At 66.9% G+C, this 23219-nt stretch carries 24 protein-coding genes and 2 pseudogenes; 10 read left to right on the forward strand and 16 right to left on the reverse strand.

The features are described from left to right. Nucleotides 1–40: 40 nt before the first annotated feature. Nucleotides 41–703 (reverse strand): ABC transporter substrate-binding protein, encoded by a 663-nt coding sequence (locus JN350_RS18475; protein ID WP_205463123.1) that lies wholly within the window; start codon nt 701–703, stop codon nt 41–43. A gap of 152 nt (nt 704–855) precedes the next feature. Between JN350_RS18475 and JN350_RS18480 the strand changes: the two genes are divergently transcribed. Further along, the gene (locus JN350_RS18480; protein WP_205463124.1) at nt 856–1854 is read left to right on the forward strand and encodes a LacI family DNA-binding transcriptional regulator; all 999 of its coding nucleotides are present in this window, start codon (nt 856–858) and stop codon (nt 1852–1854) included. After that, complete coding sequence (locus JN350_RS18485) at nt 1851–2789, forward strand: phosphotransferase (protein ID WP_240347433.1); 939 nt, start codon at nt 1851–1853, stop codon at nt 2787–2789. The genes JN350_RS18480 and JN350_RS18485 overlap by 4 nt, the downstream gene beginning before the upstream one ends. Here JN350_RS18485 and JN350_RS18490 read toward each other — a convergent pair. After that, entirely contained in the window at nt 2767–3603 is an 837-nt protein-coding gene (locus JN350_RS18490) for a serine hydrolase domain-containing protein (protein WP_205463126.1), read from the reverse strand. The genes JN350_RS18485 and JN350_RS18490 overlap by 23 nt on opposite strands. 86 nt (nt 3604–3689) lie before the next feature. Here JN350_RS18490 and JN350_RS18495 point away from each other — a divergent pair, with 86 nt between their 5' ends. Next, entirely contained in the window at nt 3690–4031 is a 342-nt protein-coding gene (locus tag JN350_RS18495; RefSeq protein ID WP_205463127.1) for an SdpI family protein, read from the forward strand. A 505-nt stretch (nt 4032–4536) separates the two neighbouring features. Here JN350_RS18495 and JN350_RS18500 read toward each other — a convergent pair. From JN350_RS18500 to nrdH, 11 genes and pseudogenes are all read right to left on the reverse strand, one after another. Then, the gene (locus JN350_RS18500; RefSeq protein ID WP_461963347.1) at nt 4537–4776 is read right to left on the reverse strand and encodes a GntR family transcriptional regulator; all 240 of its coding nucleotides are present in this window, start codon (nt 4774–4776) and stop codon (nt 4537–4539) included. Nucleotides 4777–4796: 20 nt separating this feature from the next. Continuing rightward, entirely contained in the window at nt 4797–5672 is an 876-nt protein-coding gene (locus tag JN350_RS18505) for a hypothetical protein (RefSeq protein WP_205463128.1), read from the reverse strand. Between the two features lie 77 nt (nt 5673–5749). Next, complete coding sequence (locus JN350_RS18510) at nt 5750–6712, reverse strand: hypothetical protein (RefSeq protein ID WP_205463129.1); 963 nt, start codon at nt 6710–6712, stop codon at nt 5750–5752. Nucleotides 6713–6786: 74 nt separating this feature from the next. Continuing rightward, nucleotides 6787–7389 carry an ABC transporter ATP-binding protein gene (locus JN350_RS18515; RefSeq protein WP_205463130.1) on the reverse strand — a complete coding sequence of 201 codons (603 nt, stop codon included), beginning with the start codon at nt 7387–7389 and terminating at the stop codon, nt 6787–6789. Nucleotides 7390–7443: 54 nt separating this feature from the next. Beyond that, the gene (locus JN350_RS18520) at nt 7444–8541 is read right to left on the reverse strand and encodes a peptidoglycan-binding protein (protein ID WP_205463131.1); all 1098 of its coding nucleotides are present in this window, start codon (nt 8539–8541) and stop codon (nt 7444–7446) included. Nucleotide 8542: 1 nt separating this feature from the next. Next, on the reverse strand, nt 8543–9034 hold the full coding sequence (locus tag JN350_RS18525; protein WP_205463132.1) for a hypothetical protein: 492 nt from the start codon (nt 9032–9034) through the stop codon (nt 8543–8545). Continuing rightward, nucleotides 9031–9468 carry a hypothetical protein gene (locus JN350_RS18530; RefSeq protein ID WP_205463133.1) on the reverse strand — a complete coding sequence of 146 codons (438 nt, stop codon included), beginning with the start codon at nt 9466–9468 and terminating at the stop codon, nt 9031–9033. Before JN350_RS18530 ends, JN350_RS18525 begins: the two co-directional genes overlap by 4 nt. Before the next feature lie 428 nt (nt 9469–9896). Beyond that, nucleotides 9897–10871 (reverse strand): class 1b ribonucleoside-diphosphate reductase subunit beta, encoded by a 975-nt coding sequence (gene nrdF / locus JN350_RS18535; protein ID WP_079237121.1) that lies wholly within the window; start codon nt 10869–10871, stop codon nt 9897–9899. 111 nt (nt 10872–10982) lie between these two features. Beyond that, nucleotides 10983–13089: pseudogene (nrdE, locus tag JN350_RS18540) on the reverse strand (class 1b ribonucleoside-diphosphate reductase subunit alpha). Between the two features lie 17 nt (nt 13090–13106). Then, nucleotides 13107–13523 carry a class Ib ribonucleoside-diphosphate reductase assembly flavoprotein NrdI gene (gene nrdI, locus JN350_RS18545; protein ID WP_071291227.1) on the reverse strand — a complete coding sequence of 139 codons (417 nt, stop codon included), beginning with the start codon at nt 13521–13523 and terminating at the stop codon, nt 13107–13109. A gap of 112 nt (nt 13524–13635) precedes the next feature. Then, the gene (nrdH, locus tag JN350_RS18550; RefSeq protein WP_017886897.1) at nt 13636–13869 is read right to left on the reverse strand and encodes a glutaredoxin-like protein NrdH; all 234 of its coding nucleotides are present in this window, start codon (nt 13867–13869) and stop codon (nt 13636–13638) included. A gap of 335 nt (nt 13870–14204) precedes the next feature. Between nrdH and JN350_RS18555 the strand changes: the two genes are divergently transcribed. From JN350_RS18555 to JN350_RS18565, 3 genes are all read left to right on the forward strand, one after another. Continuing rightward, complete coding sequence (locus JN350_RS18555; RefSeq protein ID WP_205463134.1) at nt 14205–15410, forward strand: MFS transporter; 1206 nt, start codon at nt 14205–14207, stop codon at nt 15408–15410. A gap of 190 nt (nt 15411–15600) precedes the next feature. Further along, nucleotides 15601–16419, forward strand: a complete 819-nt coding sequence (locus tag JN350_RS18560; protein WP_205463135.1) for an aldo/keto reductase — start codon at nt 15601–15603, stop codon at nt 16417–16419. Nucleotides 16420–16453: 34 nt separating this feature from the next. Next, nucleotides 16454–17026 (forward strand): hypothetical protein, encoded by a 573-nt coding sequence (locus tag JN350_RS18565; RefSeq protein WP_205463136.1) that lies wholly within the window; start codon nt 16454–16456, stop codon nt 17024–17026. Here the strand turns inward: JN350_RS18565 and JN350_RS18570 are convergent. Then, nucleotides 17023–17274: a hypothetical protein gene (locus JN350_RS18570; protein WP_205463137.1), complete on the reverse strand. Its 252-nt coding sequence runs from the start codon at nt 17272–17274 to the stop codon at nt 17023–17025. The two genes, JN350_RS18565 and JN350_RS18570, sit on opposite strands and share 4 nt — an antisense overlap. A gap of 85 nt (nt 17275–17359) precedes the next feature. Between JN350_RS18570 and JN350_RS18575 the strand changes: the two genes are divergently transcribed. The 3 genes from JN350_RS18575 (at nt 17360) to JN350_RS18585 (ending at nt 20038) form a co-directional block, all read left to right on the forward strand. Continuing rightward, entirely contained in the window at nt 17360–18220 is an 861-nt protein-coding gene (locus JN350_RS18575) for a LysM peptidoglycan-binding domain-containing protein (RefSeq protein WP_205463138.1), read from the forward strand. 70 nt (nt 18221–18290) lie between these two features. Further along, the gene (locus JN350_RS18580) at nt 18291–18812 is read left to right on the forward strand and encodes a ribonuclease H family protein (RefSeq protein WP_111086567.1); all 522 of its coding nucleotides are present in this window, start codon (nt 18291–18293) and stop codon (nt 18810–18812) included. 188 nt (nt 18813–19000) lie between these two features. Continuing rightward, nucleotides 19001–20038, forward strand: coding sequence for an NAD-dependent epimerase/dehydratase family protein (locus JN350_RS18585; protein WP_205463139.1), 1038 nt, complete (start codon nt 19001–19003; stop codon nt 20036–20038). Nucleotides 20039–20185: 147 nt separating this feature from the next. Here JN350_RS18585 and JN350_RS21245 read toward each other — a convergent pair. Next, nucleotides 20186–20344: pseudogene (locus JN350_RS21245) on the reverse strand (GNAT family N-acetyltransferase); the annotation flags it as partial. Between JN350_RS21245 and JN350_RS19965 the strand changes: the two are divergent. Continuing rightward, the gene (locus JN350_RS19965) at nt 20292–20471 is read left to right on the forward strand and encodes a hypothetical protein (protein ID WP_240347434.1); all 180 of its coding nucleotides are present in this window, start codon (nt 20292–20294) and stop codon (nt 20469–20471) included. The pseudogene JN350_RS21245 and the gene JN350_RS19965 sit on opposite strands and share 53 nt — an antisense overlap. Before the next feature lie 88 nt (nt 20472–20559). Here JN350_RS19965 and JN350_RS18595 read toward each other — a convergent pair whose 3' ends face one another. Next, nucleotides 20560–23163, reverse strand: coding sequence for a DEAD/DEAH box helicase (locus tag JN350_RS18595; RefSeq protein WP_205463140.1), 2604 nt, complete (start codon nt 23161–23163; stop codon nt 20560–20562). Between the last annotated feature and the right edge of the window lie 56 nt (nt 23164–23219).

Genomic DNA, 23219 nt, shown 5'->3' on the forward strand with positions numbered 1-23219 from the left:
GGGCTGGTGAACTCCGCCTTCTGGCTCTTGCCCGCCGCCGTCAGGACGCTGCCGCTCTTCGCCCACGAGCTCGGGAACCCGGTCCACGCCTGTCCGACTCCGCCGAGGGTCGAGAACCCGGTGACGCCTCCCCGAGTGCTTGGATCTTCTCGGCCGCGGCCTTCACCTCGGCGAGGGACGTCGGCGGCTTGGTCGGGTCGAGGCCGGCCTTCGTGAACAGCGACTTGTTCCAGAACATCTGGGAGCCGGTGAGCGCCACGGGCAGGGCGTAGCTCTTGCCGTCGAGCGTGCCGATCTCGACACCGGCCGGCGCGAGGTCGCCCTTGTTCGGCAGGCTCTTCACCTTGTCGGTGACGTCGGCGAGCAGTCCCTGGGTCGCGAGCAGCGGCGTGTTGACGATGTCGTAGCTGACGAGGTCCGGCACCGACCCCGCACGAGCGGAGTTCGCGAGCTTCGTGAGGTACTGGTCGGCCTGGATCGTGGAGAGCTTCACCGTGATGCCGGGGTTCGCCTTCTCGTAGGCCTTCACCTGGTCGGTCAGGTCGACGCCACCGTCGCGCTGCCAGAGCGTCACCGTGCCCTTCGCGGAACCTCCGCTGTCGGCCGTCCCGCTCGAGGAGCACCCGGCCAACCCGAGTGCCGCGACCGTGAGGGCGGCGGCCAGGGTCGCGGTCCGCCGGATCGTGGATGTCTTCATCGTCATCTCCAAATCGCTCCTTGCCGCATCGTTGCGGCAAGCTTTGCTGTGTTTGCCGACGCTAGAGTGCACCACGAGCCGTGTCAATGCTTGACGTCTCAATCGTCATGCGGCAAGGTTTGCCGAGTGCCGTTTGCTCGCATCGCAAGGAGGACGCCGTGGTCAACCGACGTGAGGTGACGCTCGCCGACGTCGCCGCCCAGACCGGCGTCTCTGTCGGGACCGTCTCCAAGGTCCTCAACGGGCGGGGGCAGATCGCCGAGGGGACGCGGCAACGCGTCGCTGCAGCGGCGACCGAGCTGGGACTGAGCGTGCGCGCCGAGACGCGAGCCGTGCCTCCAGGCCGGTCCTTCCTGGTCGGAGTGCTCTCCACCGACGCCTACGGACGGTTCACCATCCCGATCCTCACCGGAGCCGAGGACACCTTCGGACCGGGCGAGGTGTCGATGCTGCTCGCCGAGAGCCGCGGCGACCCCATCCGCGAGGCGCACTACGTGCAGACGTTCCTGAACCAGCGCGTCGACGGGATCGTCGTGACCGGTCGCTCCAGCGACCCGCGACCCTCGATCACCGGGCTGCTCGGCGTGCCCGCCGTGTACGCCCTCTCACCGTCGCTCGACCCCGACGACGTCTCCATCGTGCCGGACGACGAAGCCGGAGCTGCCCGCGCGATCGACCATCTGATCGGCTCCGGCCGACGTTCCATCGCGGTGATCTCGGGCGCCCGCCGACACACGGCGAGCTCGCACCGCGTCGAGAGCGCGAAGCGTGCGATCGCCGCTGCGGGAGCCACGCTCGCCGGTGGCGATGCCCTGTACGGAGAGTGGAGCGAGCGGTGGGGGTACGAAGCCGCCACGCGACTGCTCGGCACCGAGTTCGACGGCGTGTTCTGCACGAGTGACCAGATCGCACGCGGGGTCGTCGACTGTCTGCGCGAAGCGGGGATCGCCGTGCCGACACAGGTCGGGGTCGTCGGGGTCGACAACTGGAGCGTCATCACCGACGCTGCGCGGCCATCGATCACGTCGGTCGACCTCAACCTGCGCGAGGTCGGGCGGCAGGCGGCGGACCTGCTCATGCGGAAGATCGGCGGGGAGGCCGTCGAGGGCGGGGTCAGGACGGCGGATTGCTTCCTGGTGCCGCGGCAGTCGACGTGAGCGCGTCAGGCTCGTTGGCCGCGGTGCTCGCTGCCGCCGGCCTGCCGACCGATGGGCACTACGAGGCGAAGGGTGGGTGGGTCAGTCGGGCGTGGGTCGGAACCTCCTACGTCGTGCGGACGGGTCCGCTTTTTGCCGCGGAGGCCTATGAGCACGAGGCGTCCGTCGTGGCGCTGCTCGAGGGGACGGACGTGCCGCACGCTCGGCACATCGCGCACGGGACGTCGGCCGAGGGTGCGTGGTACGTGTCCTCCCGGCTGCCCGGGCGGACACTGCACGATGCATGGCCGACCGCCTCGGTCGCCGAGCGTCGGTCGATCGTCCACTCGCTCGGTGATGCCTTGCGGGCACTCCATGGCGTGCCGGCCCCCGCTGGACTGATGCCGCCGTGGCTGCGTGGAGCCCTGGACGGCGGGTCGTGGCCGGCGTACCACCCGCCGGTCGTGGGTGCGGCGATGGGACTCGTCGAGGATGCGGTGGCTGCCGGGCTCCTCTCGCCGGCGCTCGCTTCTTGGGTTTCATCCCACTTGCCGCTGTTCGACGCCGATCCGCACGTGCTCGTCCACGGGGATCTGCACGGGTCGAACATCATGGTCGACGACGGGCGGGTCACGGGGTTGATTGACTTCGCCGAGGCCGTGGCGCAGCCGGCGGACGTCGAGCTCGACACCATCCTGCGGTGGCGTGCGCGGCCGGAGGAGTTCCCGCCGACGCCGTCGTCGCGGGGACTCGATGCTGCGTCGTTGGCTCCGGTGCGGGGGTGGCTGGAGGAGGCCTACCCCTCGCTGTTCGCGCGGCCATCCCTTGGTTCGCGGCTCGCGTTCTACGACCTGTGGGTGGAGTTGACGATCTTCGGGCACCACCCGGATGCGGCGGTGCGGGCAGTGGCGGAGGGACGGATCCGGCGGACGGTCAGCGGGCCAGTTCCTGCTTGATCAGTGCGGTGGCGATCTTGTCGGCGGCGTGAGGTGCCTTCGCGAGAGCGTGGACGACGGCAGTGACTCCGTCGGCTTCTGCTATCACCGCGCCGGCCGCTCGCACCTCGCCGTTGATCCAGGTCGTCGATCCCTCGCGCTGCCAGCTCACGCGCCGCGCTGCCGGGGCGCCGTCCGCGAGGGCCCACTCAGCGTAGCGACAGAGGTCCTCGAAGGTCGACCACACGCCACCTGCTGCGGCGTATGACGAGCCGAACAGTGCCCACGGCGTGATGGTCTTCCCGAACATCAGTTTCGGGAGCACACGCTGGTCCGGATCGGGGTCGATCGTCGCCGTGCGGATGCCCGCCGGCTCGAGGACGTGCTCGGTAACGGCTTCGAACCAGTCGCCGTGCGCGTGGTCGAACACCTCACCGAGGAGCGCGTAGCCGAGGTTCGAGTACACGTACTTGCCGCGGGGCGTGGCCGGGACCAGCGCTGCGTGGTCGAGTGGTTGGCCGACCGTCGCCCGGTAGGTGTCGCCGAGTGGGTTGCCGCCCATGCCACTCAAGAGGCGCGGGAGGCCGGAGGTGTGGTGGACGAGGTCGGAGATGGTGACGCGCTTGTCAGGCGCCTGCGGGAGGAAGTCAGCGACGGGGCGGTCGACATCGAGCGTGAAGCAGGCCGTGGTGCCGACGAGGCCTTTCGTGATGCTGCCCCACTCGACGAGGGAGCCCGTCGAGTAGGGGTCGCGGGCGTCGCACACCGATCGCCAAGCCCCACTTGAGCGGACGCTCGCGCGCCATTGTCCAGATGCCTTCCGCGGATCCCGCACGGCCCACCCCTTTGTCGATAGCTCCCAGATGCAGAATATTGCCGTTGCCCTGTCGGGGCACTAGCGTTGGCCGCGTGGGTGGAGCAATGGTGTTCGCATTGGCGTCCGAGATCGGTGCAGCCGGCCTCGTGACCTGGCTGACCTGGAGGGCCGCCAACGGAACCTTGGGCCGGAATGAGCTCGCCGGGGTGCGGACGCGGATCACGATGTCCAGCGACACCGCCTGGCAGATCGGGCATCGTGCGGCGCTGCGTCCTACTGTCATCGCCGGGGCGGTCACTGTGTTGTGGTGCGCCGTGTGCATCGGTCTCGAACCGCTCCGCACATCGGTCTCCGTGATCGTCGCCGCGGTGATGCTCGTAGCAGGTGCACTGCTTTCCATCCCGTTGGCTCATCGTGCCGTGCGCCGAGCATCACCCGATGGCTGAGCGGCTCCTCCCGACGCCCACACCACACCACACCACACCACACCGAGTTGTGAATCAACACCCGATACACCGCAAGGAATCATCGATGTCCCCCTGGCTGCTCACCTTCCTCCTCTTCATCCCCGCGATCGCCACGGTCTGGTGGCTGGACAGTCGCGCTACAAGGCGTAACGACGACCCGAACTAGTACAGCGACCATCGGCTCGATTGCGCCGCCGCAAGGGCCGTCCAGCTGTCCTGCGGAGCTTCGTTCAAGTGGGAGAAGATCCAGGTGCTCACCCGCGGTCACTGCCCGGCACTCGCGATCACGGTGCTAGCCGCTCGCACCTCGCGCGAGCACCGATTGTCTCTCGCACCCTGATTGAAGACCGGGTTGCACGCATAAGGAGAGAATCTTCACTCAATATCGACACGACACTCCTTGAACGCAGCCCTGACCAAGCGGAGGCTGCCATCGAGCCCCACGCCGTGCTCGCGCATCAGGTGTGCGAATGCAAGCGCCGCCTCATGCGTTTCCGCACGGCTGGTCTCGGCGTCCGCGAGGACCGTGGTGCCACAGCGACGACGTGTCTCGACCAACCCCGCAGCTTCTGAGCTCCTTGTAGGCGCGCCCGACCGTATTGATGGCAACTCCGAGATCCGCGGCGAGGCGTCGCACCGTCGGGAGCCGAGATCCGACGAGCAATTCCCCGCGAAGGATCTGCGTTCGAAGCTGAGCTCGGATCTGCTGGTACGGCGGCGTCATCGTGTCCTTTGTTACCGTGATCACCGTCGCGCACCGCTCGTGGTTCGGACCGGCGCGGACGCGACCTGCCGGCGAGAGTAGATCGGCCGCAGCACCAGCATGAGTGCACCAACCGCCAGGAACACGGTGGTCGTCCACCGGAAAGCATCGAAGGAGTGCTGCGAGCCAGCGGCCTGCGCCAAGTACAGGACCGGCATGGAGAACAAGACGCCGGCTGCGCCGAGGATGGTCGCGGACCACGCGAGGTCGAGGATGGCCTGACGACGGAGATGGTCATCGAGCACGAGCTCATCGCGGGATGTCGCAGTTCTCGAAATCGTTGCAGCGCGGCGTCCGCGAACCTCAAACAGCACCCAGCCGACGACCCCGAGCAGTGTCATCAGGACGGGCGGATCAAGCAGGAACAGGACGACGATGCCAGCTGACATGAAGGCCCCGACGCGCTCGATCACGAAATCAGCCATCACCGAGCCAATGAAGGCGATGAGCGAGAGCACCCCGACAGTGCGAACTCCCCAGCGTGCTGCCGGGTGAAGGTAGTCCGTGAACGCAACATGCTGCGATCGAGCCACGCGCACACTCTGCTCAGCATCGCGGGACGATTGAAATCCTCCCCCGACGAGGCCGAGGATTCCTCCGACGCCGGCATCGACGATCAGCATCCAGGTGATAGAGCCGCCACGATCAGCCCCGGAGAACCACACCCAGCCCGCGGCCATCACCGCGCCGCAGATGACGCCGATACCTGCACCTGTCACACGACGCCGACGCCAGCGCACCACGGGTAGCGTCGACGTTCGGCCGACGCTGCACGCCAAGCCAGCGATGTATGTAATCAACCCGACCAACACGGATGCGGAGAGCGCGAGCAGGTTAGTCATCGCGAGGGCATTCATGAGGACTCCTTTGTCGCATGGTTTGTCGCTAGGGTTAAACTAGTCACAAGGAACGAGTTGCGTCCAGTCCAGGGACGTTACCGCTCGCGCGTGAGCGCGGCGGCCCCGACGGTGACTGATCGAATGACGCCGCCGGCGGATGCAAGAATCCATGACGCACTACCAGCGAGGGTCCAGAGAAGTGTCTCCGTCGGGCTGAGGTACGCGCCCACTAGCAGGCAGGTGCCGAGCGTCCCCGAGGTGGCGAAGACCGATGCAGCGAGCAGCGTCTCGAATGTGAGCATGGTGGCAAGCGCTGGCCTGCGAGTCCCGGAGAGTCGGTAGGCGGCCATTTCTCCGGACCTGGTCCAGATCAGCAGGGACATGCAGAGTCCTCCGATGGCCCCGAGCGCTGGCGAGAAGTACTGGGCGGGACGGCTGCGCCATTGCGCGACCGGGTCAGAGCTGGGTGCGAGCTGCCGTGCCGGCACGACGTCGCCGCCGCTAACGACGAGCTCCGCGCCGAGACTACGGGCGAGATCGTTGGGCGACGAGAAGCGGTCGAGGACTACCACGCAGGTGTCTGCTGTCGTTGTGGCGCTGGACAGGGGGAACACGACACCGGTGTTTGTCGGAAGCCCTTCCGGTTGCATCGGTCCAGCAGCGAGTTCGAGCGGACGCGTTCCCTCAAACGCAATTCGCCGTGGCTGGCTCGATTCGTTCATTGTTGCGCCGACGATGCCGTCGGCCGAGCGGAGGCCAGGGAACAGGCTCGAGCTTGCGGCATAGACGCTGATGCGGGCGCCTAGCTCGGGAATGTCACGGGTACCGCCCTCGAGAAGAAGTCCCGCGCGCTGCACCCCGTCGTCTTGTGCCAGCGCCTCGCAGGAGGCTCTGGTGATTGTGACTGTGGTGTTGAGCGACGCTGATCGGAAGGTGACAACATTGCTGCCCTTCGACTCCAACTGCTGCAGCTGCTGAATGAACGTCTCCGCCTCGAGGGCAGCAAACGTCACACCCGCCGATCCGAGGAGTGCGGCAAGGAGGACGGCGCTGAACATGCGAGACCGTACGTTAAATACGTTGCGCGTCGCTTCACGGAGCAATAAAGGCAGCGCCCAGTTAGCCGATGCGCTCACTGGCGCTCCCGGAGCCGGATCACCGCGGAGGCAGCCTCCATCATGACCGGGTCGTGCGTGGCGACGATGACGGTCGCCCGACCCGCGATCGTCGAGAAGAGTTTCGCGAGGCTACGAGTGTTGGCCTCGTCAAGGCCTGCGCTCGGTTCGTCAGCGACGACGAGGGGCCGATTTGATGCAAGCGAGCGGGCGATTGCGACGCGTTGCTTCTCGCCGCCTGACAAGGTTCGGCAGCGTTCGTGCATCAGATCTCCGAGGCCGACTGCACGCAGCGCGGCAACGGCGCGCTCTGAGGCATCCGAATAACTTTGCCCGTCGCTGAGCACGCCGATCAAGACGTTGTCGATCGCAGTACGCGCGCTCAGCACGTTTGCATCCTGGGCGATCCAAGTCACGTCGTGCGCAGTCGGTTCCTTCCGTTGGCCGTCGGGTCGGGCGAACCAAATGTTGCCGACCTGCGGGCGGGTGTATCCCGCGATTGCAGCAAGCAGCGTTGATTTGCCGCTGCCTGACGGCCCAACGAGGGCACTGACCCGGTTGCTTTCGAATTGCGTGTCGAAGTTCTCAAAAACCCGCCGGTTCCGGTATGAGAACCCCACACCCTTGACGATTACTTGCATTTGACAAGATCCCCGCGACGAAGAATCGTGGAGTCACGAACGACGCGCTCGCCAATCAGGGCTGCGTCCACCAGGGTTTGGCCGACTCCCGCAGAATCGACGGACACGGAGGAAACCCGTGTTGCGGAAATCTTTTGAACCGCATCTGCACCGCGTTGAAAGAGGCACGTACGTCCGGAGGCGCCGGTGTAGATGGCCGTGGACGGGACAAGCTCCCCTAAGGGTGGGACGGCCCGACTCGACAAACGCACCAGTGAACCGATGAGTCACAGTACCGTTGTCATCTGAGTCCGTCGCCGCGATCGTGCCGTTCCTTACGCCTTCTCGTAGTGCATCAACAAGCGGGCCGACATCACCGAGCTTGGGAGCGACAGAGGGCAGATTGATCCGATCTGCACCGACATGGAAAACCACAGCGCCGTCAATTCCCTGCAAGCTCGCCCCTTCCGTGGCAGATCGGATTGAGAGCGTCGCGACGGACTCAACTCCCTTCATGAACGGCCAAGCTCCGCTCACCACCTGCCCCCGAACGACGGCAACTGACGAGACCGACCCGAAACTCTCCGGAACGTAGATGACGCTGCTGGGTGCGAATTTCCCGTCAGCACGTACCCCGAACTTCGTCTGGAACATCCGGACCGCAGCATCCATAGCAGGTCCAAACCGCTCTCCCACTGCTCCTTCATTGAGATAGCCGGCCGCGGCCAACACCTTGCCGAGCGCAATGACGTCGGAACCGCTGTCGCCAAGTTGAAGGTCTCGGTACAGCGGCGTTTCCCCCACCAGTGCTAACACCGGACGCCCGTCGAGACTCAGCAGCTGTTGTCCGATGGCGATGGCGTCACCGACGCGCACGTTCACCGAAGTGATCGTTCCGGACGCTTGACTGGAAGCCTCAGGAGGAGCCCCGGCTTCCACGGTGACGGCAACGGCCTGCCGTGCAGCCGAATCACGGCTACCGACAACGACTAGCTCGGGCGTCACTCCAGTAGTTGATCGATGCTGCTCGGCCTTCGCGCCGTAAAACGAGCCCCCAAGCAGGCCAAGCGGCAAACCCCAGAGGACGATCAGCAATACCGTCCCGATCAGGCCGGGCGCGGCACGGCGACCCTTGTGGTCATTCGTCGACATATTATCGCTCGGAAGCGCATTGCGACAAATCGACATTGTGCTTCTGCATCAGCTTCACATTATCGGTGTACTTCCCAGCCGGCGTGACACCATTCGACTCCAGGCATGCCTTGATGATCTCCGCGGACTCGGATGAATCTTCATGTGCAGCCTGCCACGCTCCGTCGAGCTGCGCCCAGTAGAGCTGATAGCATTTCTTTTCCGTGCCGGACTGAACTGCGGCATCTGGAATACCGAAGTCCATGAGCTGAAACTCGTCGACTTGCGGGTCCATCAACTGGTACCCGGCTTCACTCAAGCACGCTTGATAGGCGTCAAAACCAGACTTGTACTCATCCCACGTCACGGCCCCGTCGTCCAGCGCCGTTCGCTGTTGCTGCGAAATCGCTGCTGCAGATTGCGAGCGGGACGGCTCGGGAGCCGTCCCGCTGCAACTGCAGAGCAGAGCCGCGACACTCGTCGCGATCGCGACGGCAAGCAGCCCCCGAATCATGTGGTGATGTTCTTCGGGCTAGCGGCGGGGGTGGGGTCAGTGACGGTGTGCTGGCCCTGGAAAACGTCGTACCCGACGCCGCCCTGAACCACCATACCGCTAGCCTGCTTCCAGGGCGACCAGATCGCGGATCCACCCGTGACCGTGTACTTGACCCGCACCTTGACGTAGCCACAAATGCTCTTCTGACCCGAGGTAGAACTATTGCCCCGCTTCGTGCTCGTACCCACGAAGGAGTCATAGTAGGTGCATTTGCCGTTCTTCGTCCCCAGCGCGCTCGCCGGTGCAGCGAAGAACGTACCCCCGGCGATTATCATGAGCGCAACACCGAACGTTGCGATTGTTCTCTTAGCGAACATGTGAATCCCGTCCGCCGGTAGGAACGATCCCCCGGCTGCTCTTCGTTGAACAGTTTCACGGCGGTTGCCGCTCATCCAGAACGCAACATATCGCACTTCGCATGCTGGCATCAAATCGATCCGGCGGCGCCTAGTTGTTGTGGGTCGTGACGTTGGACACTGTTGTGGGACGCAGAAGCGGCCCGTCGGCAGGATGGGAGTGCTACCCACCCGTTCCTGACAGCAAGGACCCGCTACGTAACCCTCCCGAACGGCCTCGCTATTCGGCGAGGGACGCCGCCGCCTCATCGAACGGCGCCGCACCCGTCCCATCCGCCATGTCGCCGCCGAGATGGGCATCTCACGGGTGCGCCGACCCTCGAGCTCCGTGGACAATCAACCCTGCCGCACACAGCTGGTCCGATGAAGTCCCTGCAGACGGCTCCGCTATCTGCACGCGCAGCGTAGACACGCGAACGCCCCGCCGGCAGAAGCCAGCGGGGCGCTCCCCGTGCGAGCGAGACCTAGAAGTCCCAGTCCTCGTCCTCAGTGTTCACAGCCTTGCCGATCACGTACGACGACCCCGACCCCGAGAAGAAGTCGTGGTTCTCGTCGGCGTTCGGCGACAGGGCGGAGAGAATGGCCGGGTTCACGTCCGTGATGTTCTTCGGGAACATCGGCTCGTAGCCCAGGTTCATCAGCGCCTTGTTGGCGTTGTAGTGCAGGAACTTCTTGACGTCTTCGGTCAGACCGACCTCGTCGTAGAGGTCCTGCGTGTACTGCACCTCGTTCTCGTACAGCTCGAAGAGGAGCGAGAACGTGTAGTCCTTCAGCTCGTCGCGCTCCGCCTGGCCGAGCTGCTCGAGCCCCTTCTGGTACTTGTACCCGATGTAGTACCCGTGGACGGCTTCGTCGCGGATGATCAGGCGGATGAGGTCGGCGGTGTTCGTGAGCTTCGCCCGCGACGACCAGTGCATCGGCAGGTAGAAGCCGGAGTAGAACAGGAACGACTCGAGCAGCGTCGAAGCGACCTTGCGCTTCAGCGGCTGGTCGCCCTGGTAGTAGTCCATGACGATCTGGGCCTTCTTCTGCAGGTTCGGGTTCTCCTCGGACCAGCGGAAGGCTTCATCGATCTCGGGCGTCGACGCGAGGGTCGAGAAGATCGACGAGTAGCTCTTGGCGTGCACCGACTCCATGAACGCGATGTTCGTGTAGACGGCTTCTTCGTGCGGGGTGATCGCGTCGGGGATGAGCGACACGGCGCCGACGGTGCCCTGGATGGTGTCCAGGAGCGTCAGGCCGGTGAAGACGCGCATGGTCAGCTTCTGCTCGGCCGGCGTGAGCGTGTTCCACGACTGCACGTCGTTCGACAGCGGCACCTTCTCGGGCAGCCAGAAGTTGTTGACGAGGCGGTTCCAGACCTCGACGTCCTTGTCGTCCTGGATGCGGTTCCAGTTGATGGCCTGGACCGAATCGATGAGCTTCAGCTTCTCGACCAACGCACGTTCCTTCGTAGAGATGGTGACTAAGTGACGGCCTGGAGGCGCGGTGCGGGCTGGCACCGCGCCTCCAGGCCAAGGATGATTGCGCAAGCAATCAGAGCAAAAGGCTCACAGCATGCAGCTGACGCAGCCCTCGACCTCGGTGCCCTCGAGAGCGAGCTGGCGCAGACGGATGTAGTAGATCGTCTTGATGCCCTTGCGCCATGCGTAGATCTGGGCCTTGTTGATGTCACGCGTGGTGGCGGTGTCCTTGAAGAACAGCGTCAGGGAAAGACCCTGGTCCACGTGCTGCGTCGCCGCGGCGTACGTGTCGATGATCTTCTCGGCACCGATCTCGTACGCGTCCTGGTAGTAGTCCAGGTTGTCGTTCGTCATGAACGGCGCCGGGTAGTAGACGCGGCCGAGCTTGCCTTCCTTGCGGATCTCGATCTTCGACGCGATCGGGTGGATCGACGACGTCGAGTGGTTGATGTACGAGATCGAACCGGTCGGCGGCACGGCCTGCAGGTTCTGGTTGTAGATGCCGTGCTCCTGGACGGACGCCTTCAGCGCCTTCCAGTCGTCCTGCGTCGGGATCGTGATGTTCGCGTTGTCGAACAGCAGAAGCTACGCGAGGGGTCGCGGGGGTCCACGCCTGGTCGGTGTACTTGTCGAAGAACTCACCCGACGCGTACTTCGAGTCGCGGAAGCCGTCGAAGGTCTCGCCGGTCTCGATCGCGATCTTGTTCGATGCACGAAGGGCGTGGAACAGCACCGTGTAGAAGTAGATGTTCGTGAAGTCGATGCCCTCTTCGGAGCCGTAGTAGACGCGCTCACGAGCCAGGTAGCCGTGCAGGTTCATCTGGCCGAGGCCGATGGCGTGCGACTTGTCGTTGCCGTCCTCGACGCTCCGCACCGAGGTGATGTGCGACATCTGCGAGACCGAGGTCAGGCCGCGGATGGCCGTCTCGATGGTCTTGCCGAAGTCCGGCGAGTCCATCGTCAGCGCGATGTTCAGCGAGCCGAGGTTGCAGGAGATGTCCTTGCCGATCTCCTTGTAGGACAGGTCCTCGTTGAAGGTCGTCGGGGTGTTGACCTGCAGGATCTCGGAGCACAGGTTGGACATGTTGATCCGACCCTTGATCGGGTTGGCCTTGTTCACCGTGTCCTCGAACACGATGTACGGGTAACCCGACTCGAACTGGATCTCGGCGATGGTCGTGAAGAAGTCACGCGCCTTGATCTTCGTCTTCTTGATGCGCGAGTCGTCGACCATCGCGCGGTAGTTCTCGGAGATCGGGACGTCGCCGAACGGGACGCCGTAGACCTTCTCGACGTCGTACGGCGAGAACAGGTACATGTCCTCGTTGTTCTTCGCCAGCTCGAACGTGATGTCCGGCACGACGACGCCGAGGGACAGCGTCTTGATGCGGATCTTCTCGTCGGCGTTCTCGCGCTTGGTGTCGAGGAACTTCATGATGTCCGGGTGGTGGGCGCTGAGGTAGACCGCGCCGGCACCCTGACGCGCACCGAGCTGGTTCGCGTAGGAGAAGGAGTCTTCCAGCAGCTTCATCACGGGGATGATGCCCGAGGACTGGTTCTCGATCTGCTTGATCGGGGCGCCGGCCTCACGGATGTTGGAGAGCAGCAGGGCCACGCCGCCGCCGCGCTTCGAGAGCTGCAGCGAGGAGTTGATGCCGCGCGAGATCGACTCCATGTTGTCCTCGATGCGGAGCAGGAAGCAGGAGACGAGTTCGCCGCGCTGGGCCTTCGCCGTGTTGAGGAACGTCGGGGTGGCGGGCTGGAAGCGGCCGGCGACGATCTCCTCGACGAGGTCGATCGCGAGCTGCTCGTTGCCCTGCGCCAGGCCGAGGGCGGTCATGACGACGCGGTCCTCGAAGCGCTCGAGGTAGCGCTTGCCGTCGAACGTCTTGAGCGTGTAGCTCGTGTAGTACTTGAACGCACCGAGGAACGTCTGGAACCGGAACTTCTTCGAGTACGCCAGGTCGTTGAGTCGCTGGATGAAGTCCAGCGAGTACATGTCGATCGTGGCTTTTTCGTAGTACTCGTTCTCGACCAGGTAGTCGAGCCGCTCCTTCAGGTTGTGGAAGAAGACGGTGTTCTGGTTGACGTGCTGCAGGAAGAACTGCTTGGCGGCCTCACGATCCTTGTCGAACTGGATGTTGCCGTCCGCGTCGTAGAGGTTGAGCATCGCGTTGAGGGAGTGGTAGTCCATCCCCGTCTGCGGCGACGTCAGATCGACGTCTGCAACTGCTGCGTCCAAAATGCATCCAATCCTGAGTTGACCGCCGACACGTCGTCAGGGGTCCCGAAGAGTTCGAATCTGTAGAGAAGGGGGACGTTGCACTTCCGCGCGATGACGTCCCCGGCCAGGCCGTAGGCCTCGCCGAAGTTCGTGTTGCCGCCGACGACCACACCGCGGATGAGCGAGCGGTTGTGCGCGTCGTTGAGGAACTTGATGACCTGCTTGGGGACCGCACCCTCGCCGTTGCCGCCACCGTAGGTGGGCAGGAACAGGACGTAGGGCTCGTCCACGTGGAGGAAGGGTTCGCTCGGGTAGAGCGGGATCCGGTCCGCGTCGCGGCCGAGCTTCTCGACGAAGCGCGCGGTGTACCCGGACACGCTCGAGAAGTAGACCAATCGGCTCATGGTGCGCTCCTGTGGTGAAGGTGCGGAACAGGCGGACCGGAGGGTGTCTTGCGGGCGGTGATCCGGGCCTCCTGAACGGAACCGGGTGACCGCCCACAGGACGGGAGGCGACCTACGCCAGTTCGGCGCTGAGCGTCGCGATCTTGTCGGGGCGGAAGCCCGACCAGTGGTCGTCGTCCGTGACGACGACGGGGGCCTGCATGTAGCCCAGGCTCTTGACGTGCTCGAGGGCTGCCTCGTCGGTGGAGACGTCGTGCACTTCGTACTCGATGCCCTTGTTGTCGAGGGCCCGGTACGTCGCTGTGCACTGGACGCAGGACGGCTTGGTGTAGACGGTGACGGCCATGTTCTCCCCTGGTTTCTGGGCCTGATTCCAGGTCCGAAGTTCGTGTGCGGTGCTGAGGACGACGCTACTACATGTTGTGCCCGGCGGACCCGTCGACCACAAGAGAAAGTGTTACACGCCTGTAGTTTCCACAACCCGATCCACAGACTGTGGATTCCCGGAGAGCCCGGTTTTCCGCCACTCTCGCACCGACCACCGACAGTCCTCCACAAGCTGTGGACGGAAGTTCTCGACACCTCCCGTCGGCGTGTCTGAGAACGGTGTCGACGAGGACCTCGTCCACACCTCCCCCGGACGGGTGACACCCCGATCCGTCCGGTCCGTACACTCGTCTCGTGAGCACGTACGGCCCCCTCCTGAAGACCCCCGGCGTGGGTCGTGTCATCGCTGCACAGCTCACCGCGCGCTTCCCGTTCGGGATGCTCTCGCTGGCCTACCTGCTGCACGTCGAGCACGTCTTCCACTCCTACGGCGCCGCCGGCCTGGTGCTCGCGACGACGAGTGTCGGGCAGGCGCTGGCGGGCCCGCTCACCAGCCGGTGGATGGGCAGCTGGGGCATGCGTCCCGTCCTCATCCTGACGAGCATCGTCGCGCTCGTGAGCATGGGCGTCATCGGCTTCGTGCTCATGCCGCTCTGGGGCTACGTGGTGGTCGGGTTCCTCGGCGGCCTCGCGGTCCCGCCCGTGCAGCCAGCGGTGCGCACCATCTACCCCAAGATGGTGACCTCGTCGCAACTCACTCCCTTGTTCTCGCTCGACGCCAGCGCCCAGGAACTCATCTGGGTCGCCGGCCCGGTCATCACCACGTTCGTCGCGACCCAGGTCGGCACGGTCGAGGCGATCGTCGTCGCGATGGTCTTCCTGGTGGTCGGCGGTACGTGGTTCATCGCCTCACCCGAGCTCGGCCGCGTCCGCATCCCCCGCTCGAAGCGCGCGTTCGGCGTGGTGCTGAAGCGCCCGTCGGTCGTCGTCGCCACCCTGACCGGTCTGCTGCTCATCGGGGCGTGCGCGGCGGTCGAGGCCAGCGTCACCAGCGTCTTCGGCGAGGGCAGCCCGAACGCCGGCATCGTCCTGGCCGTCTTCGCGGTCGGGTCGCTCTTCGGCGGTCTGGCCTTCGGCCACCGTCCGATCTCCCCCAACACCCTGTGGACGCGCATGGCGATCGTCTTCGTCGGTCTCGCGCTCGCCCTGGGCGGCACGAGCTTCTGGTGGCTCTGCCTCGCCCTGGTGATCGCGGGCATCGGCATCGCGCCGGCACTCGCGGTGATGTTCGGCTCGGTCTCCGCCACCGTCAAGTTCTCCGACACCGCCGAGGCCTACGGCTGGATGGGCACCGGTCAGCTCATCGGTGCCGCGGGCGGTTCCGCCGTCGCCGGCTTCCTGATCGACAGCAGCGGCTCGATCGGCGGCTTCACCGTCGGTGCGGTCATGGCCGGGGTGGGTGTCGTCGTCGCGCTCGGGGCCAAGCGCTGGCTGCCCGACCTGCGCGGCCGTGACGCGAGCCCCATCCCCGACACCGAGCCGGTGGTCCTGCCGACCTGAGCGGGGCGCGCTTTCGGCGTACCTGGTCGAATCGGGCGTACCTGGTCGGAAGTTCTGACCAGGTACGCCCGATTGCGTTTGCGATCGCGGCCGGCATGGGAAGGAACGTGCTTCCCACGAGCGGGTCGCGTTCTCCACAGATGGCCGGGAGGCCCGGCGCGCGCCCGCCACGCACCGGCAGGATGGGTGCATGGTCAGTTCACTTCCCCTGCGCGACGGCAACGCGATCCCCGCGATCGGGTTCGGCGTCTACAAGGTCGACGACGCCGAGGCCGAGACGGCGGTCGGTCTCGCGCTCGACTCCGGCTACCGGCACGTCGACACGGCCGAGATGTACGGCAACGAGACCGGGGTCGGCAAGGCGATCCGGGCCTCCGGGCTCGACCGTGACGACGTCTTCGTGACGACCAAGGTGTGGAACGACCACCAGGGGCGCGACGCGACATTGCGGGCCTTCGACGGCAGCCTCGAGCGGCTGGGGCTCGACACGGTCGACCTCTACCTGATCCACTGGCCAGCCGCGGCGAACGACCGCTACGTCGACACCTGGCGCGCGCTCGTCGAACTGCGCGACTCCGGCCGGGCACGGAGCATCGGGGTCTCGAACTTCCAGGTGCCGCACCTGCAGCGGCTCATCGACGAGACGGGCGAGGTCCCGGCGCTCAACCAGGTCGAGCGGCACCCGTGGCTCCCCCAGCGCGAGCTCATCGCCTTCCACCAGCAGCACGACATCGTCACCGGAGCCTGGTCGCCGCTCGGTCGCGGTCGGCTCATCGACGAACCGATCCTGACCGGCATCGCAGACGCCCACGGGGTGAGCGTCGCGCAGGTCCTCGTCCGGTGGAACGTGCAGCAGGGGGTCGTGGTGCTGCCGAAGTCGGTGACTCCGTCGCGGATCCGGTCGAACCTCGACGTCGACGGCTTCGTCCTCGGTGACGACGAGCTCGCGGCGATCGCGACACTCGAGTCCGGGCAGCGGACGGGCTCCCACCCCGACTCGGTCTCGTGACGCGGAGCGTGCGTGACGGCGTAGGTTCTTCGGAGTGAACGATCCTCAGCAGACCGCCCGCGAGCACCTCGGGCCGGATGAGCACCTGTACTGGGCCGGCACGAGCGATCCCGCGAAGCTCTTCACGGGGCGCGACGGCTTCCTCATCCCGTTCTCCTTGTTCTGGACCGGCTTCATCCTGTTCGCAGTGGCCGACGTCGTGCGGAACGGGTACCTCGGCGTGGGAGCGATCATCCCGATCGTCTTGTCGCTGGTCGGCCTGCACCTCGTGTTCGGACGTTTCTTCGTGAAGGCCCGCCGCAAACGCACGACCGTCTACGCCGTCACCGACCGCCGCGCGCTGATCATCAGGCCGAACACCACCCGCGAGGTCCCGGTGGGACGCACCGATCGCACCATCACCTGGACCGGCGGCCGACGACACTGTTCGGTGGAGTGGAACACCGGCGATCCGAGCGGAGTGGCGGCGTTCTTCGCCGGCGGAGCGACCGCCAAGATCTACGCGAACACCGGACTCGACGGGCTGTTCGGACCGCAGGTGTTCGCGTTCTGGGACGTCCGCGACGGCGAGCAACTCGTGCGCGAACTCGACCGGGTGTCCGGCTAGCCCCGGCGGTCCTCCTCCGACTGCCACGGCAGGTGCAGGTCGCCCGGTGCGGGCTCGACGTCGCCGGCGTCGTCCGCGCCGCCCGTTCCCGGTGCGGCGGTGATCTTGGACGTGTCGATGCCGTCCGCCTCGAGCTCGGCGTCGCTGCGCTGGTTCGTCTGCGACGCTTCGGTCTCCCGCTCGCTCGACGGGCTGTACGCGGTGTCGGTCGAGTCGGGTTCCGGCGTCTCCGGGATGCTGTCGCTCATGTCCCGGACGGTAGTCCGTGTGCCCCGAGTACCAGTTCGGTCACGACGGTCGATCGCGCCCGGCCCCGGCGATACGCTCGCTGCCGTGGGGGAGATCGAACGACGACGAACACGAGCGCGGACCGCGGCGAGCGCAGTGGCCGGCACCGCACTGGTGGGGTTGCTGCTGACGGGCTGCACGGCGTTCGGCGGGGACGGCACCTTGCCGAAGCCGACCCGACAGGCCACCGAGCGCACCGCGGAGCCGATCCCCGATCCGACGCTCACGACCGAGCAGGTCGGCGGCAACGCGGAAGAGGTCGAGCAGGTCCTGCCCACGGGCACGGTCGCGGCGGAGACCGACGTCACATCCCCGAGCGGTGACACGACCATCCACGTGCGCATCGTGGCGAACGACATGGGTACGTTCACCGCGCAGCTGTCCGACTACCGCACGACCAACCCGCAGCAGATGAGCCTGCAGTTCCGGCACCGGACCGCCAGCCCGCTCGACGGCGGTGACGCGTCGGCGCGGGACACGACCGAGTGGACCGCCGCCTCCGGGCCGCCGAAGACCGTGGTCATGCACGACGCCGGTGCACGACCGGACTACTTGCAGAGTGTCGTCCTCGTCCCTGCCTCGGTGCCGGACGAAGACCCGTCGATGCGCCCGTGGGTGGGATCGGTGCTGGCCGCCAGCGCCCTGGACTGGAAGATCCCGAACCCCTACCCGGACCTGCGCATCACCGTCGGTAAGGACCGACCGGGGGCGTACGGCATCGTCACGGACGCCGACGGACGACCGGCTGACTACCTGGTGGCGCACGGCGACGAGCTGACCACGGTCGCGCAGCGGTTCGGCATCACGCCGGCCGAGGTGCAGTGGCTCAACCCGTACCTGGAGACCCGCGCCGACGACTGGTTGCTCGAGGGCAGCACGCTGAACCTCGACCCCGCGCGCCGCTGACCTCGGAGCGGACGGAACTCGACCGTCCGTTACGCTCGACGGGCACCAGCCCCGACCAGGAGGTCCCCTCGTGACGATCGTCGCCGCAGCAGACGGCTCAGCCCTCGGCAACCCCGGCCCCGCCGGCTGGGCCTGGTACGTCGACGACGACCGCTGGGCCGCCGGCGGCTGGCCCCGGGCAACGAACAACATCGGCGAACTCACGGCCGTCCTGCAGTTGCTCCGCGCGACGAAAGACACCGGCGAGCCGCTGCACATCCTGTGCGACAGCCAGTACGCCATCAAGGCCTGCACCGAGTGGCTCGCTGGGTGGAAGCGGAAGAACTGGCGCAAGGCCGACGGCAAGCCGGTCATGAACGTCGAGATCATCAAGGAGCTCGACGCCGAGCTGCAGGGCCGCAAGGTCACGTTCGAGTGGGTCCGCGGGCACGTCGGCCACGAGATGAACGAGGCCGCCGACGTCCGCGCCCGTGGTGCCGCCACCGCGTACCAGAACCACACCGACGTGCCGCACGGTCCGGGCTGGCCCGGAGTCGAGGTCACCGAGCCGTCCGCACTGCCCGAGGCGACCCCGCCGGCCACACTCTTCTGACCCGGCCGCGCCTGGCCGGTGGCCGAGTCTCGGCCTGAGCGACTGATCTCGCGGCCGCTCGCCCGAGAACTGTCGCTCACCACGAGTCTCGCGGCAGCAGCGCGACCGCCCTCGGTCAGCCTGGGTCTCGGAGACCCAGGAACACCGAGGTACTGGTCCGCGTCGAGACTGCTGGCGATGCTGGACGCATGGAGAACACCGAACACGTCCTGGTCACCGGCGGCTCCGGCTTCATCGCCGGCCACCTGATCCTGCAGCTGCTCGAGGCCGGGCACCGCGTCCGCACCACGATCCGGTCCCTCGACCGTGAACCCACGGTCCGTGCGGTCCTCGCCGAAGCCGGCCTGACCGCCGACGACCGGCTGGAGTTCGTCGCCGCCGACCTGACGTCCGACGACGGCTGGGCCCAGGCGGTCACGGACATCGACGTCGTGCACCACGTCGCCTCGCCGGTGATGCCCGGCCACGTCGAGGACGAGGACTCCGTGATCCGTCCGGCGGTGGAGGGGACACTGCGGGTGCTGCGCGCCGCACACGCGGCCGGAGTCGATCGCGTCGTGCTGACCTCGGCCTTCCACGCGGTCAGCTGGGGCCATCCGCACTCCGACCACGTGTTCACCGAGGCCGACTGGACGGTGCTCGACGGGCCCGGGGTCGACGCCTACGGCACGAGCAAGACCCTCGCCGAACGGGCCGCGTGGGACTTCGTCGCGTCCGAGCCCGGTGCGCCGGAGCTCGTCACGACGATGCCGGTCGCGGTGATGGGTCCTGCGATGGGGCACGCGGTGTCCGGTGCGAACCACATCCTGCAGTCCATGCTCTCCGGAGGGATGCCCGCGACCCCGCGCCTGTTCATCCCCATCGTCGACGTACGTGACGTCGCCGCGGCGCACGTCACCGCGACGACCGCGCCGGATGCAGCGGACAAGCGGTTCCTGCTGTCGAACGGTCCCGCGCTCGAGATGGCCGAGATCGCCGCCACCCTGCGCGAGCACCTCGGTGACGACGCACACGCGGTCCCGACGCAGACGCTGCCCGACGACGTCGTGCGGACCGCGGCCGAGACACAGCCGCAGTTCCGTGCGATGGTGCCCGACCTCGGCTACGCCAAGCGCACCTCGAACGAGCGCGCCCGCACCGTGCTCGGCTGGACACCTCGCGACCCGCACGAGGCGATCGTGGCGGCGGCTCGGAGCCTCGTGGCCAAGGGCCTCGTCCGTCCCTGACCCACGAGGATCAGACCGCCCGCTCCCAGAGCGCCACCGTGCTCTCGAGCCCGTCGTACCGGTACGGCTTCCGCTCCCCGTCGGCGCGTACCCGAGCGCCCGCCAGAACGGCTCGGCACCGGCCGCGTTCGTCGCCACGATCCCCAGTCGCAGGCGGTCGGCGCCGGCGTCGGCTGCCAGGGACACGAGGGACTCGTGCAGGACCCGACCGAGGCCGGACCCCTGCCGATCGCCGCGGACCACGAGCAGTCCGATGTACGCCGTGGTCGGCGCCGGGTACCCGAGCAGCACGTCCGCGAACGCCACGAGCGAGTCGCCGTCCCACAGCCCGATCCCGTGCTTGCCCACGGGGTCGAAGCCGTCCGGCACCGACACGAGTGCACTCAGCGCGTCGGACGGCCCCGGCGGGTACCCGGTGATCCGCTCGGCGTAGCCCGGCACGGTCTCGAGCAGCACCTGCAGCGCGTCGACGTCGTCCGCACCGAGCGCACGCACGACGAACGAACCAGCACCGCCCGGCATCAGTCCACGTCCACGTCGGCCCACCCGTCGAACCGACCGATCTCGGTGACCCGGACCACGGCCTCGCCGGCTTCGTCCGAGGCGTCGAGGTCGATCGTCGCCGAGAACCCGAAGTCCTTGTCACCGGACGGGTCCGCGAAGATCTGCCGAGCGCGCCAAACACGCGACGGGCTCGACGCCCCAGCACCAGCACCAGCACCCACACCCGTCGCGCCCGCCTGGTCGAGCACCAGGTAGGACATGGACCGCGCCTCGGCGTCGGTGCCGATGGTGTCGTGCTCCTCGTAGTACTCCTCGAGCACCGCGTCCCACGCGTCGCCGTCGAACCCGGCAGCGGCGTCGAGCGCCCCGAGCCCGTCGACGTCGTCGCGTGCGGCGAGCAGCACCCGCTGGAACAGCGCGTTCCGCACGAGCACGGTGAAGGCCCGCACGTTCCCGGTGAGCCGTGCCGGCTGCGGCGGCGCGATCTCCTGCTCCTCGGCGAGGGCGAGCAGCACGTCACCGTTGAGCAGCGCTTCCCACTCGTCGACGAGCGAGGAGTCGGTCTGCCGGACGACCTCGCCGAGCCACTCGATCAGGTCGTCCAGCTCCTGGTTCCGCTGTTCCTCGGTGATGGTCTGCCGCATGGTCCGGTAGGCGTCCGACAGGTACCGGAGCACGAGCCCCTCGGAGCGGGTGAGCTGGTAGAACCGCACGAAGTCGCCGAAGGTCATCGCGCGCTCGTACATGTCGCGGACGACGGCCTTGGGCGAGAGTGCGAAGTCGAGGACCCAGGGCTGTTCCGCCGAGTACGCCTCGTAGGCCGCCGTCAGCAGCTCGTCGAGCGGCTTGGGCCAGGTGACCTCTTCCAGCAGCTCCATCCGCTCCTCGTACTCGATGCCCTCGCGCTTCATGCGGGCGACCTCTTCGCCACGCTCCTTGAACTGCTGCTGCGACAGGATCGCCCGCGGGTCGTCCAGTGTCGCCTCGACGATCGAGACCATGTCCAGGGCGTACGTCGGCGAAGAAGGGTCGAGCATCTCGAACGCGGCGAGCGCGAACGGCGACAGGGGTTGGTTGAGGGCGAAGTTCGACTGCAGGTCGACGGTGAGCCGGTAGACCCCGTCGACCTTCTCGATCACCTGTGCGTTCACGAGTGTCCGCGCGATGACGAGTGCCCGCCGGGCCATCGCGAGCTGCCGCGCACGGGGTTCGTGGTTGTCGAACACCAGCGAGCGCACCTCGTCGAACGCCGAACCACCGCGGGCCACCACCGACAGCACCATCGCGTGCGTGATGCGCATCCGCGAGACCATCGGCTCCGGTTCGGCGCCGATGAGCCGGTCGAACGAGGCCTGCCCCCAGGAAACGAACCCCTCCGGCGCCTTCTTCCGCTTGATCTTGCTCTTCTTCTTCTGGTCGTCCCCGGCCTTGGCGACCGCGCGGGCGTTCTCGATGTCGTGCTCGGGGGCCTCGGCGACGACGTCACCCTCGGTGTCGTACCCGGCGCGTCCGGCACGACCGGCGATCTGGTGGAACTCGCGTGCCGACAGCTGCCGCATCTTCGTGCCGTCGAACTTCGTCAGTCCGGTGAACAGCACGGACCGGATCGGCACGTTGATGCCGACGCCCAGGGTGTCGGTGCCGCAGATGACGGGCAGCAGTCCGCGCTGTGCGAGCTGCTCGACGAGCCGTCGGTACTTGGGCAGCATGCCGGCGTGGTGGACGCCGATGCCGGCGCGGATCAGGCGCGACAGGGTCTGTCCGAACCCCGCGCTGAACCGGAAGCCCGCGATCGCCTCCGCGATCTGGTCTCGGCGCGCCCGATCAGCGACCTTCGCCGACATCAGCGACTGCGCCCGTTCGAGCGCCGCGGCCTGGGCGAAGTGCACGATGTAGATCGGCGCCTTGCCCTCCTCCAGCAGCCGTTCGACGGTCTCCTGCACGGGCGTCATCACGTACTCGTACTCGAGCGGCACCGGTCGGCTGACCCCGGTCACGCGGGCGGTGGGTCGGCCGGTGCGCCGTGACAGGTCGTCGGCGATGGTGGTGACGTCGCCGAGGGTGGCGGACATCAGCAGGAACTGCGCGCGCTCGAGCACGAGCAGCGGCACCTGCCACGCCCAGCCGCGGTCGGGGTCGCCGTAGAAGTGGAACTCGTCCATCACCACGACGTCGACGTCGGCGTCAGGTCCCTCGCGCAGGGCGAGGTTCGCCAGGATCTCGGCCGTGCAGCAGACGATGGGGGCATCGCCGTTCACGCTGGAGTCGCCGGTGACCATGCCGACGTTCTGCGCGCCGAACAGCTCGACCAGCTGGAAGAACTTCTCGGAGACGAGCGCCTTGATCGGTGCCGTGTAGTAGCTCCGCTTGCCCTCGGCGAGCGCGGCGAAGTGCGCGCCGGCCGCGACGAGCGACTTGCCGGTGCCGGTCGGGGTGCTCAGCACGACGTTCGCACCGGCCACGAACTCGATGACCGCTTCGTCCTGCGCCGGGTACAGCGGCCGGCCGCCCTCGGCTGCCCAGGCGGCGAAGGCCTCGTAGACCTCGTCGGCGTCGACGACGCCGTCCACCGCCGCCGGGATCGCGGCGACGAGCGAGGGCACGGTGGTGACGTCGGTCATGGCCCCATCCTCCCAGGCTGCGGTGACGAGGTGGTCGGCCCGGCCCGGCCCGGTCG

Source organism: Curtobacterium sp. 24E2 (assembly GCF_016925595.1).
Classification (GTDB): Bacteria; Actinomycetota; Actinomycetes; order Actinomycetales; family Microbacteriaceae; genus Curtobacterium.

Excerpts from the sequence above, each read along its gene's own strand:
- JN350_RS18505 (WP_205463128.1), bottom strand. The coding sequence starts at position 5,672 with ATGAATGCCCTCGCGATGACTAACCTGCTCGCGCTCTCCGCATCCGTG.
- JN350_RS18510 (WP_205463129.1), bottom strand. The coding sequence starts at position 6,712 with ATGTTCAGCGCCGTCCTCCTTGCCGCACTCCTCGGATCGGCGGGTGTG.
- nrdH (WP_017886897.1), bottom strand. The coding sequence starts at position 13,869 with ATGGCCGTCACCGTCTACACCAAGCCGTCCTGCGTCCAGTGCACAGCG.
- JN350_RS18495 (WP_205463127.1), top strand. The coding sequence starts at position 3,690 with ATGGTGTTCGCATTGGCGTCCGAGATCGGTGCAGCCGGCCTCGTGACC.
- JN350_RS18560 (WP_205463135.1), top strand. The coding sequence starts at position 15,601 with ATGGTCAGTTCACTTCCCCTGCGCGACGGCAACGCGATCCCCGCGATC.
- JN350_RS18530 (WP_205463133.1), bottom strand. The coding sequence starts at position 9,468 with ATGAGCGGCAACCGCCGTGAAACTGTTCAACGAAGAGCAGCCGGGGGA.
- JN350_RS18585 (WP_205463139.1), top strand. The coding sequence starts at position 19,001 with ATGGAGAACACCGAACACGTCCTGGTCACCGGCGGCTCCGGCTTCATC.
- JN350_RS18570 (WP_205463137.1), bottom strand. The coding sequence starts at position 17,274 with ATGAGCGACAGCATCCCGGAGACGCCGGAACCCGACTCGACCGACACC.
- JN350_RS18595 (WP_205463140.1), bottom strand. The coding sequence starts at position 23,163 with ATGACCGACGTCACCACCGTGCCCTCGCTCGTCGCCGCGATCCCGGCG.
- JN350_RS18500 (WP_461963347.1), bottom strand. The coding sequence starts at position 4,776 with ATGACGCCGCCGTACCAGCAGATCCGAGCTCAGCTTCGAACGCAGATC.
- JN350_RS18520 (WP_205463131.1), bottom strand. The coding sequence starts at position 8,541 with ATGTCGACGAATGACCACAAGGGTCGCCGTGCCGCGCCCGGCCTGATC.
- JN350_RS18475 (WP_205463123.1), bottom strand. The coding sequence starts at position 703 with ATGACGATGAAGACATCCACGATCCGGCGGACCGCGACCCTGGCCGCC.
- JN350_RS18525 (WP_205463132.1), bottom strand. The coding sequence starts at position 9,034 with ATGATTCGGGGGCTGCTTGCCGTCGCGATCGCGACGAGTGTCGCGGCT.
- nrdI (WP_071291227.1), bottom strand. The coding sequence starts at position 13,523 with ATGAGCCGATTGGTCTACTTCTCGAGCGTGTCCGGGTACACCGCGCGC.
- JN350_RS19965 (WP_240347434.1), top strand. The coding sequence starts at position 20,292 with ATGTACGCCGTGGTCGGCGCCGGGTACCCGAGCAGCACGTCCGCGAAC.